Source organism: Thermus hydrothermalis, assembly GCF_022760925.1.
In the GTDB taxonomy this organism is placed as follows: Bacteria; Deinococcota; Deinococci; order Deinococcales; family Thermaceae; genus Thermus; species Thermus hydrothermalis.
This window is the reverse complement of record NZ_JAKTNT010000021.1, coordinates 33,064-42,934: the sequence shown is the minus strand read 5'-3', so window position 1 is coordinate 42,934 and position 9,871 is coordinate 33,064. Positions and strand designations below refer to the sequence as shown.

The following is a 9,871-nucleotide window of genomic DNA, read 5'->3' as shown; positions in this document are numbered from 1 at the left end:
CATAGCGGCCACTATTTTTTCAGATCCAGGGGATAGGTAGCAACTTGGGTTAACTGTAGCCAGGTAAGGCCGGGGGCGTATACCGCTCCTGGGGATTCCATCCTGCGGACCTGGACGGTTAGCGAGCCTGAGGATTGCCCGCCCGGCTACATCGGAACTCGGGTTTTCACGGAGTATTGGCGCACAGTCAGGTACTGGACGCCGAGCGTGGTGGGGGTGTCCTCGAGGGGAACGGGGCGGTTCACGAGCGCCACGCGGGACGAGATGTACGACCGCGCTTTGACGCAAAGCACGTGCACGCCTTCTAACCCTCCTGAGCCTACCTCCTCTACTTCGTCTAGTTCGTCTACCTCCTCTACCTTGACCTCCCCTACCTCCTCTACCTCGTCTACCTCTTACACCCCAGGCTCTCAGGTCAATATTGACATGGGAGTTAGTGGACCGGGAGGTATCTCAGGACCTATAGGCCCGGGAGCGTTGACACGGTGGAAGGGCCAAATAGAAAAGCTCCCAGAGATGCTTTACCGCTTGCCCGAGAGTGTTGGGACTAAGGGCTTCTTCTGACGAGGCCCTCTCATGGTCTGCCGGTACAATGCTCGTTGGGGTGATAGCGTGAGAAGGATCGCTTTTCTGTTGCTTCTGGCGGTTGGAGCTTCTGCCCTGGCCCTTTCCCCTCAGGAGGGCTGGGACCTCGTGGCCGCGGTGGAGAGCGGCAACCAAGAGGCCTACGCCCGCCTCGTGGAGGCCTACCAGGCGGGCGATCCCGAGGCAGGGGCGGCTTTGGGCGTCCTCTACCTCAACGGGGTTGCCTACCCCAGGGACCTGGAGAGGGCCCGGAGGTACTTCGAGTGGGCCCAGGCCAAGGGAAGCGGCTGGGGTAGCTGGGGGCTCGCTATTTTGTACGCCAACGGAATTGGCGTGGCGCAGGACGATCAAAAAGGCTTTCGGTACGCACGGGAAAGCATGGAGCGCGGCTACCCCGGGGGTAAGGCGCTGTACGCCATGTTCCTCATAGGGGGTGGTGCTGGACTGAAGCAGGACATAAACGAGGGCGTCAAGCTCATCCAGGAAGCCGCGGCCACGGGTGACCCTGTTGCCCTCAACGTGGCCGCCCGGTACCTCGCCTCCTCGGACCTCCCCGGTCTTTCCAGGGACCCCAAGAAGGCTCGGGAGTACTGGGAGCGGGCAGCTGCCCGGGGGTACTTCCTCGCCCGAGGCTTCCTCGCCTACGACTTCTTCTTCGGGATCGGGGGTCCACCCGACCAAAAGCGCGCTCTCGAGCTCGCCCGGCCCCTGGTGGGATTCGAACCCGCCGCCACCGCGGTCTGGGCCACCGCCCTCTACTTCGGCCAAGGGGGTCTCGTTCAGAACCGCCCTGAGGCGTGCCGCCTGGCGAAGGACCAAGCCAAGTTACAGGCAGGTGTAGCCACCATCTACGGCCTTTGCATCCTGGAGGGCGTGGCGCCCGGGGAGCGCGCCCTCGGCCTCGCCTACCTCGCCTTAGCCGCCGCTTGGAAGCACCCCCCTGCCCAAAGCCTCCTTTCCGACTGGCAGAAGCGCCTGACTCCTGAGGAGGTTAACCGGGCGAAGGAGCTCCTGAAGAACCTGCCATGACCCTCCGCGGAGGCTTAGGGGTAGATAGCGGGTGGCGGGCTCTTCTCCAGGGCCTCTCGCTTTCGCCCCTAGGCCTCACCGTCTTCCGCGTCCTCCTTGGGGGAACCCTCCTCGCAGACTGGTTCACCCTCGCCCGCTGGTACGAGGCGTTTTTCTCCGAAGGGGGGCTTTTTCGCCGGCACGAAGTCCTAGAGGTTGCGGACGTTTTTCTCCCCTTCTTCCTGGGCGGGGAGGTCTGGAACCGCCTCCTCTTTCTCGCCATCGGGCTCCTCGCCTTCCTCCTTCTCCTGGGGTACCGCCCTAGGACGACGGCATTCCTCCTCGCCCTTCTCCTCATCGCCCTCCAGCAACGCAACCCCTGGGTCTGGAACACGGGCCACAGCCTCATCCCCGTCTTCCTCCTCCTGGGAGCCCTCCTTCCCCTGGAGGCGGGTTACGGGCTCGCCCGCTTCCTCCTGCGGGATCCGGCGCCGGACCGGGTCTTCGCCCCCACCGTCCTCCCTTTCCTCGTTCTCCTCTTCGCCGCCTACTTCACCAACTCCCTGGCCAAGGACGTGGACGCCTACTGGCTCCAAGGGAAGGGGCTCTGGGCGGCGGTGGAGTCCACCCACGGCAAACCCCTGGGGGTGGAGTTCGTCCGGCGCTACCCCGAGTGGGCCACCCTGCTCTCCCGGCTCACCTTCCTCCTCCAGGCAGGGGGGGCTTTCCTCCTGATAGCGCCTCTTTGGCCCCTCAGGCTCCTCGCCATCCTGGGCTTCCTGGGGTTTCACTTCTTCACCTGGCTCTTCCTGGACGTGGGGAACTTCCCCTGGGTCATGGCCGCGGCCCTCCTTCTCCTCTTGCCCCCCGAGGTGGGGATCTGGCTCAGCGCCCGGCTGCGCCGCGGGCTCCCTCAAGCCGTGGTCCACTACGACGGGGGGTGCGGTTTCTGCCGCCGGGTGGCGCAGGCGCTGGTGAGGGCCTTCATGGCCGAGGCGGAGCTGAGGCCGGCGGAAGGAGAGGTCCGGGAGCTCCTGGAGGCGCGGCGGAGTTGGGTGGTGGAGGTGGAGGGAAGGCGGTACCTGGAGGGGGAGGGCTTTCTCGGCCTCCTCTTCGCCTCGCCCTTCCGCTCCCTCGCCTTCCTCTACCGCTTACCCGGCGTTCCCCGCCTCCTGCGTTTCGGCTACCGTTGGGTGGCGGACCGCAGGCCCTCCCCTGAGGCGACGCGCCGCTGGCTTCCCGCCCCCGCCTTCAGACCCTTCACCCGCCTCACGCTTTTTCTCGCTTTGGCGGTGAGCTTGGCCTATGGGGCGTACGCCCTCAACGGCCCGGACAACTACAACAAGGCCCCGGAGTGGCTCGCCTCGGGCTTGGACAGCGTGGGCCTGGCCGTGGCCTGGGGGCACTTCGCCCCTGTGGGCCCCGGGCGGCACGAATGGCCCCTGGTCCAAGGGGTAACCCTCTCCGGGGCCGTGGTGGACCCGTGGCGGTGGCTTATCTCGGGCGACCCCACCTACAGCGAGGCGGTACCGCGGTACTCCATTGAGCGCTCCGGCAAGGAGCATTGGCGCAAGGTCTGGTGGGGGGCGTGGGGAAAGGGAGAGGCCAACGCCCTCCGGCGCAAAGGAATGGCCCGTTACCTTTGCTCGGCGTGGAACCGGACGCACAAGGGGTTTGACCTCTTGGTGTCCGTGACCCTGTACCGCGCCTATGCGAACCCGGGCGAAGGGCGGGCTAGGCGTCTATTGATGGAGCACTACCTATGCATGTAGCCAAAAGGGTCCTGGCGGTTTTTTCCATCCTCCTCCTAGCGGCGGGCGTTGTCTTTGGCGGCTTCATCCTCGCCTCCTACCGACACCCGGGGCCGGGCCTCCCCGCCTGGAAGCTGGGGCGGGCTCTGGGAGTGTTCCCGCCCTTCGTGGCGCAGGCGGTCTGTAGGGGGGACGAGGCGCTCCTTTGCCTTAGGGGCTACTACCGGGCCCATTTGCGGGGGCCTCTGGTGGGGGATGCCACGGCCCCTTGCCGCGGATTGCAAGGCCCAGCAGCCCGCGCGTGCTCTGAAGTCATGGGGTTGCGGCTGTTGGAGGAAGGGGTTTCCCGTCCCCTCACCGTTTGCGGCCAGCTTCCAGACCCCCTGGCCTGCGCGCGCTACGTTGGCCGGGCCGCCTTCACGAGGGGCGGCTTTGAGAAGGGGGAAAACCAAAGCGCCGCCCGCGTCTGCGCCGAGGGGAGGGGGGAATACCTGGCCCATTGCCGCGCGGGGGCGGCCATGGAGGCGGTGGAGCGCTTTGGGAAGAGGATCGTCCCCGCCGCTTGGGAGTTTTGCTCGCCTTACGAAGCGGACCTCTGCGCCTCCGGCATCGCCTCGGCCCTTCGGGCCCACTATAGGGAGAATCCCCAGGAGGCCCTGGAGGCTTGCACCCTCCTTTCCCCCCTGGGGGCAGCCTACTGCGTTCAGTACCTCAAGGCTTCTTCAAAGGGGGACTAGGTTGGTGTCCACCCGGAAGCGCCAGGTCTTCTCCCAGGTGGCGCTCCCGATCTGCCCCCTCACGTAGACCTCGTACTCCGCCCCCGGGGTCAGGGGCTTGTGGGGAATGACGACCAGGGCTCCGTGGGCCTTTAAGTCATTAACTGCCTGTTCCCGCCTGGACTCGCGGTTTTCCCAGTACTGCCGGCTCCCGTAGGCGCAGACGGGGTTCAGGGCCCCGTCGGAGGTGCGGGTGAGGCGGGCTTCCAGGACCTTCGTGTCCATCTTGGCGAAGGTCATCACGGTGATGGGGAAGCCGATGGGGGTCACCACTACTCCGTTTCCGTCGTCCCAGGTGAGGCCCTCCTGGGTCAGGAAGGGGCGCTCGGGAGAAGCGCTGGGGTTGGAGCAGGGGTAGATGGGGTTGGGGTTCTCACTTCCTATGTACCGGTCCAGGGGAACCACCATTCCCGGGCTGGGGAAGAGAACCTCCCGGGTGGGCTTGTCGCTCGTCCAGAGGGAGAGGTTCGGGAGGGTGCTCCCGCTTCGCCCGTAGCTGCCCCCATAGCCAGGCAAGGGTCCGACATCCCAGTAAGTACCCGATCCCACGGTGAGGGGCCAGGGGTAGATGAGGTTGAAGCGGTGGAAGGGCGCGGCGATCCACCGATTGACCGTTTGCTCCTCAGGGGGGAACACGGGTTGCCCATTCAGGCGGTAGAACCGGAGCCATTCGTTGCCCCTTTTCCCCGCTTCCTTTCCCTCAGGGGTACTGAAAGGTTGGGACAGGTCCTCGTCGTGTGGCCGTCGGTCCGGGTAGCTTTGCACCATGTATCGGCTGTGCAGCCACCCCCGCCAGCTCCACTCGGGGTCCTCCTGGACGGGGGGGAGCCCCGCCCGGGTCCGCCAGTCGTTGAGGGCCTTGAGGGCGGACCGGCCCTCGGTGTCCCGGATCTTCAGGTAGAAGGGAAGGGTCCACTCCTTGCCCCCCTCGTCCCGCACCACCACCTCGTACTTGAAGGGCCCCTGGGGCAGGGCGTCCGGGGCCACGGCGAAGGTGAGGGTGGCCTGGGACCGGGTGCCGTCCAGGCGCACGGGCTCCGTGGGGTGGGTCACGCCGGGGTAGCGGCTAGCGTCCCAGCCGGGGCAACTGGTGGTGCCCTTGGCGCAGGGGTCAGCGAGGGCTACCCGCACTTCCACGGACTTTTTGGTTTCCGTCAGGGAGAGGGTCAGGGTGTAGGTGCTCCCGGGGTTGACGTAGGCCACGGGCTCGGAGGAGGTGGGGAGGGAGACCGGGTTGGGCTCGAGGCCCGGCAGGTTGAGGGTACCGCAGGCGGAGAGGGTGAGAAGAAGGACTAAGAGGGCGAGGTTTCTCCTACGCATTTGCCCAACATTCTAACCAATAATCTGAGGAGAAGGACGAGGCTATCTGGGGCAGCATGGGCCCATTCTTCTTTCTTGGGAGCTCTCCCTGACCAGGGGTTTCCACGACCAAGGAGGAATCCGTGCTAAGCCCTTGAAGGCTGGGGACTAGCCGCTGGCGAGCGCTCAAGGTTGGGAGCCTCGAGGCTAGGTGGGGGGCAAGGCCTCACCTTTCTTCATACGGGGGCGTTAACGTGCGAAATAAACCCTGCAGCTTTCCAAACAGGGCTTGGTATACCTTATTTTCGCGAAAGCTCTCTTTCGCGAAGAAGGCCTTTGCGTTTGCGGAGGGGGCTCCGGGCCCCTGAGGCGGGGGCGGTGGCTCCTACGCCTTACCGCCCCCATGCGCCCGTACGTCAGTAGAGGCTTACCCCGGCCCTTTCGCACGCTGCCCGTACCAGTTTCCCCGCGCTATCTATATCCTCACTCTCTAAGGGCCCCTAGCAGGGTTTCCAGCTCCTCGTCCGCCAAGTAGTCCAGCGCCTCCTGTACCTCCACGAGCCTGTCTCATGCGTCCACCCATCAGTCCGCTACCGCATCCCGGGCCGCCTCGAGGAGCCTTTCCCTTTTCACCGTCATGCGCACCTCCTTCTGCCCACGGTACCGGAGCATCCCGTCAGCCAATGTCGTTTTTGCGTGACGCCCATTTCCTTCTCACGCCATCTCCTGCCACCCGTCCACCCGCTGGGGGGTGCGCCTTTAGGCGGGCGAGCGCCCGCTCCTGGACTCCTCGCATTTTCCGAAGGGCGCTGGAAGCGAAAACTAAACCAATAGGCTTTGGGGCTTGGGGCGGGGCGTCTTGCCCCCACGACCGTTTTCTTATCAGTACCGTGGAGGCAAGACACTCTCACCGCCTCCCGCATCGCCTCAGCCTCATTATCAGCGCCCTGGCTTTCACTTCTTCCACCGCCTTCGGGTCCCCCACCTCGAGGGCTGAAGACCCTCCTTGGTCCTCGAGGGCTATTCCCTCTGTCCGCTTCCTTCTGCTTAAGGGAGCGGGTCAGGTCGTTCTTGGTTGTCGGTGGCGTACAGGGGGTCCGGCTAGGGAGAAACGAGGATGGTGCCATCTTCCCCCACCACCACGAACCGGCCTCCACCGTAGGCGGCGGCTTTGAGGGGGCTTAGCACTCCTGAATTCACAGGAAACCAACTCGCTCCGCCTGGGGAAACGAGGATGGTACCGATTTGGCCTACTGCCACGAAGTGCTCCCCGGTGTAGGTGACACCATTGAGGTTCCTCGTCGTTTCTGAACGTGCGTGGGTCCAGCTCACCCCATTTGTGGAAGTGAGGACGGTGCCCTTATCCCCGACCGCCACGAAGCGACTACCGCCATAGGTTACGGCGTTGAGGCGGTTTGCCGTTCCCGAGCTCGCAGGGAGCCAGCCGGTTCCGTCAGGGGAAACGAGGATGACACCATCATTTCCTACCGCTACGAAGCGGTTTTCGCCGTAGGCAACCCCATTGAGGTCCTTTTCTGTTTCTGAACGGGCGGGAGCCCAGTTCATCCCGTCCGGGGAGATGAGGATGGTGCCACCTTCCCCGACCGCTACGAAGCGACTACCGCCGTAGGCAACAGCGTTGAGGTGGTGCGCCGTCCCCGAACTCACAGAAATCCAGTTTGTTCCATCTGAGGAAACGAGGATGGCGCCGTCCTTTCCTACCGCCACGAAGCGGCCCCCGCCGTAGGTGACACCCCGAAGGCCGTTTGCCCATGTACCCACAGAGGCCCAGTTTTCTCCGTCCGGGGAAACCAGGATGCTGGCACCACCAAACCCAACCGCCACGAAGCGACCTTCGCCGTAGGCGACGCTTTCGAGGAAGTCTGTTGTTGCCACCCCAACGGAAACCCAGCTCGCTCCGTCCGGAGAAACGAGGATGCTGGTACCTGCTCCTACCGCCACGAAGCGGCCCCCGCCATAGGTGAGGCCAAAAAGGGAATTCCCCATCCCAAACCGCACACGGGTCCAGTTCACCCCATCCGGGGAAACAAAGATGGTGCCGAGAATCCCTACCGCGACGAACCAACCCCCGCCGTAGGTGACGTTAGTGAAGTAGCTTGGCGTTTCCAAACGTGCGGGGGTCCAGTCCGTCCCGTTTGTGGAGGTGAGGATGGTGTCCCTGGGTCCTACCGCCACAAAACGGCCGTCACCGTAGGCAATAGCGTTGAGATGGCTCGTTGTCCCCGATTTCACGGGAAGCCAGCTTGTTCCGTTTGGGGAAACGAGGATAGTGCCATTTTCCCCCACCGCTACGAAACGACCGTCGCCGTAGGTAACGGAGTTGAGGCTGTTGGTCGTCTGCGAACGCACGGAGAACCAGTCCATCCCGTTCGGGGAGAAGAAGATGGCACCGTCAAACCCCACCGCCACAAACCCATTTCTACCGTAGGCAACGCCGTTGAAGCCCTTTGCCCTTATCAGCCCCAACCTCGCGGGAGACCAGTTCGTTCCGTCCCTGGAAGTAAGGATTGTACCGCCTAACCCCACCGCCACGAAATGACCGTTGCCGTAGGTAACGCCCATGAGAAGAGCCGCCGTTCCCAAGGGCGTGGATACCCAGTTCACGCCATCTGTGGAGATGAGGGCGGTACCACCCCACCCGACCGCCACGAAACGGCCCCCGCCGTAGGCGACGGCGTGAAGCCGGGTGGATACCGTCCGCCATACCTGTCCCGCACCCGGCAGGGGGGTATCCCCCACGCCTCCACCGCCCTGGGCTTGTACCGTAAGGGCTAAACTTCCAGCCAAAAAGACCACCAACCTATGTGCAACCGAGCGCCACATTGGTCCCATGTCTTCACCTCTTGTTCATTAGACTAGCACCTGACACCACTTCCCCCCGTTATTTCCTCTAGTCCCTCCAAGTACGGGCCCGCCATCGCTTCGTTCACCCCTTCCACCACGCGATCCTCCTTCGCCACCAGGGCTTCGCCTCCCCGATGGCCTGAAGGAAGGCTTCCTTTTTCAGGAGGAAGGCCTGGCCGTTCCCGCTGAAGCCGTTGTCGAAGGACTGGAGGGGCACGAGAAAGCCCGCCCGTTCCTTGTCCACCACGAAGCAGGGGATGACTCTGCCGGTGGCGATGTCGGGGGCCTGGATCTCCCGGAACAGCTCCCGCTGCGTGTGGTAGAGGTTGCGCCAGCGGGCGAGGAGGTGGGCCCGGTAGTCCCCGTTAGGCTCCTCGGGGGCGAGGGGGTCTTTGGCGTGGAGAAGGGCAGCCATCGCTTCGGGGGTAGGGAAAGCCTCCTTCAGGAAGAGGAGGAGCAAGTCGGGGCGGACGGTCTTGAGGAGGTCCTCGAGGTCGGTGGAGGCTACCCCTTGGGGGAGGTGCTCGAAGGGGACGAACCAGGACCGGCGCAGGATCTGCTCCTCGCTTCTGAAGTGCTCCAGGTTGGCGGTGAGGACGAGGGCCCGGCGCACTCCAGGGTCGTCCCCTACCCCTTTCACCACCTGGGCCAGGCGGTTCTCCTCGGTGAGGTGGCGTGGAGGGACCTCGGGTCCGAGAAGGCAGCGATCTCGGCCTGTTCCCCCGTCCAGGCGTTCAGGGAAAGGTTCAGGCTCCCGAAAACCGTGCGCACCCCCGCGGGGCCTTCCAGGAGGTAGAGCTTGCTGTGGCTTCCGGGCAGGTACCGCACCTCCAGGCGCCGCTTTCCCCCCATGAGGGAGAGGAGGTCCTGGGCCTCCCGCCAGAGGGCGGAGAGGGAAAGGGCGGCGCTGTAGCCTTCTTCCAAGCCGAGGAGGAGCTCCACCTCCTCCAAAGTTCTCCTGGGGCCCAAACCCGAGGGGCCCTCACCCCAGGTGGAGGACCAAAGCCCTGGCCCTGGCCTCCTCCAAGGCGTCTGGGTCCCCCGCCTCGAGGGCCTCCGGCAGTTCGGGCAAGCGGAGGGCTTTGGCCAGTTTGTGAAGGATCTTCATCTCTCTAGGCCAAGGCACCCTATCGTGGAGCGCGGTGAGCAGGCGTTTCTCTTGGGGAGAAACCGCGGCCGCCTGCACCGCCACCGGGTCGCCCGGCGCCAGGACCTTCGGCGGGAAGCCTTTGGTGAAGGTCCACTCGGGGATGGCCAGGTAGAAGGGCACGGGATTGCCCTGGAGGGAGTAGGGCGGCAACTCGTGGTAGCGGTAGCCCCGCCAGAGCTTTTCCCCGGGCTCCCACCGGAAGACGAGGCCGTTGGCGAAAATCGCGGACCTCAGGAGGCCCGACCAGATCTCCCCGCTCAGGCCAAAAAGGTGGCGCGTCCCCCGCTTGCTCCGAGAAGCCCACCGCTCCCAAAAGAGGTCCCTGCGGAGGGGGTTTTCTCGGCGGGCCTCGTGGGTGTTTTCCGGGAGGCGGAAGCGGAGGGCGCTGGGGTCTAGGGTACCCCCGACCAGCACAGCCGGGACGCCCACGGATACGT

The 9,871-nt window shown here is 64.8% G+C and carries 8 protein-coding genes; 3 read left to right on the top strand and 5 right to left on the bottom strand.

Features of this window, described 5'->3' with window-relative positions:
• The first annotated feature begins 633 nt into the window (after positions 1 to 633).
• The 3 genes from L0C60_RS11510 (at position 634) to L0C60_RS11500 (ending at position 4,081) form a co-directional block, all read left to right on the top strand.
• A complete protein-coding gene (locus L0C60_RS11510) occupies positions 634 to 1,614 on the top strand; it encodes a tetratricopeptide repeat protein (RefSeq protein WP_243092810.1) in 981 nt (326 codons plus the stop codon).
• The gene (locus L0C60_RS11505; RefSeq protein ID WP_234508693.1) at positions 1,611 to 3,365 is read left to right on the top strand and encodes an HTTM domain-containing protein; all 1,755 of its coding nucleotides are present in this window, start codon (positions 1,611 to 1,613) and stop codon (positions 3,363 to 3,365) included. Before L0C60_RS11510 ends, L0C60_RS11505 begins: the two co-directional genes overlap by 4 nt.
• Positions 3,366 to 3,658: 293 nt before the next feature.
• The gene (locus tag L0C60_RS11500) at positions 3,659 to 4,081 is read left to right on the top strand and encodes a hypothetical protein (RefSeq protein ID WP_234508691.1); all 423 of its coding nucleotides are present in this window, start codon (positions 3,659 to 3,661) and stop codon (positions 4,079 to 4,081) included.
• On the opposite strand, the gene L0C60_RS11495 is transcribed toward L0C60_RS11500, so the two are convergent.
• The 5 genes from L0C60_RS11495 to L0C60_RS11475 all read right to left on the bottom strand — a co-directional run bounded on the left by L0C60_RS11495 (position 4,067) and on the right by L0C60_RS11475 (position 9,848).
• Positions 4,067 to 5,440 (bottom strand): CAP domain-containing protein, encoded by a 1,374-nt coding sequence (locus L0C60_RS11495; protein WP_243092809.1) that lies wholly within the window; start codon positions 5,438 to 5,440, stop codon positions 4,067 to 4,069. The genes L0C60_RS11500 and L0C60_RS11495 overlap by 15 nt on opposite strands.
• A 1,080-nt stretch (positions 5,441 to 6,520) precedes the next feature.
• Positions 6,521 to 8,089 carry a hypothetical protein gene (locus tag L0C60_RS11490; RefSeq protein ID WP_243092808.1) on the bottom strand — a complete coding sequence of 523 codons (1,569 nt, stop codon included), beginning with the start codon at positions 8,087 to 8,089 and terminating at the stop codon, positions 6,521 to 6,523.
• A gap of 277 nt (positions 8,090 to 8,366) precedes the next feature.
• A complete protein-coding gene (locus L0C60_RS11485) occupies positions 8,367 to 8,927 on the bottom strand; it encodes a hypothetical protein (protein ID WP_243092807.1) in 561 nt (186 codons plus the stop codon).
• Positions 8,921 to 9,226, bottom strand: coding sequence for a phospholipase D-like domain-containing protein (locus L0C60_RS11480; protein ID WP_243092806.1), 306 nt, complete (start codon positions 9,224 to 9,226; stop codon positions 8,921 to 8,923). Before L0C60_RS11480 ends, L0C60_RS11485 begins: the two co-directional genes overlap by 7 nt.
• A gap of 40 nt (positions 9,227 to 9,266) precedes the next feature.
• The gene (locus tag L0C60_RS11475) at positions 9,267 to 9,848 is read right to left on the bottom strand and encodes a hypothetical protein (protein ID WP_243092805.1); all 582 of its coding nucleotides are present in this window, start codon (positions 9,846 to 9,848) and stop codon (positions 9,267 to 9,269) included.
• Positions 9,849 to 9,871 lie beyond the last annotated feature (23 nt).

Bases quoted from the DNA above. Each gene is read 5' to 3' on its own strand.
- L0C60_RS11505 (WP_234508693.1), top strand. From the start codon at position 1,611: ATGACCCTCCGCGGAGGCTTAGGGGTAGATAGCGGGTGGCGGGCTCTT.
- L0C60_RS11500 (WP_234508691.1), top strand. From the start codon at position 3,659: ATGGGGTTGCGGCTGTTGGAGGAAGGGGTTTCCCGTCCCCTCACCGTT.
- L0C60_RS11495 (WP_243092809.1), bottom strand. From the start codon at position 5,440: ATGCGTAGGAGAAACCTCGCCCTCTTAGTCCTTCTTCTCACCCTCTCC.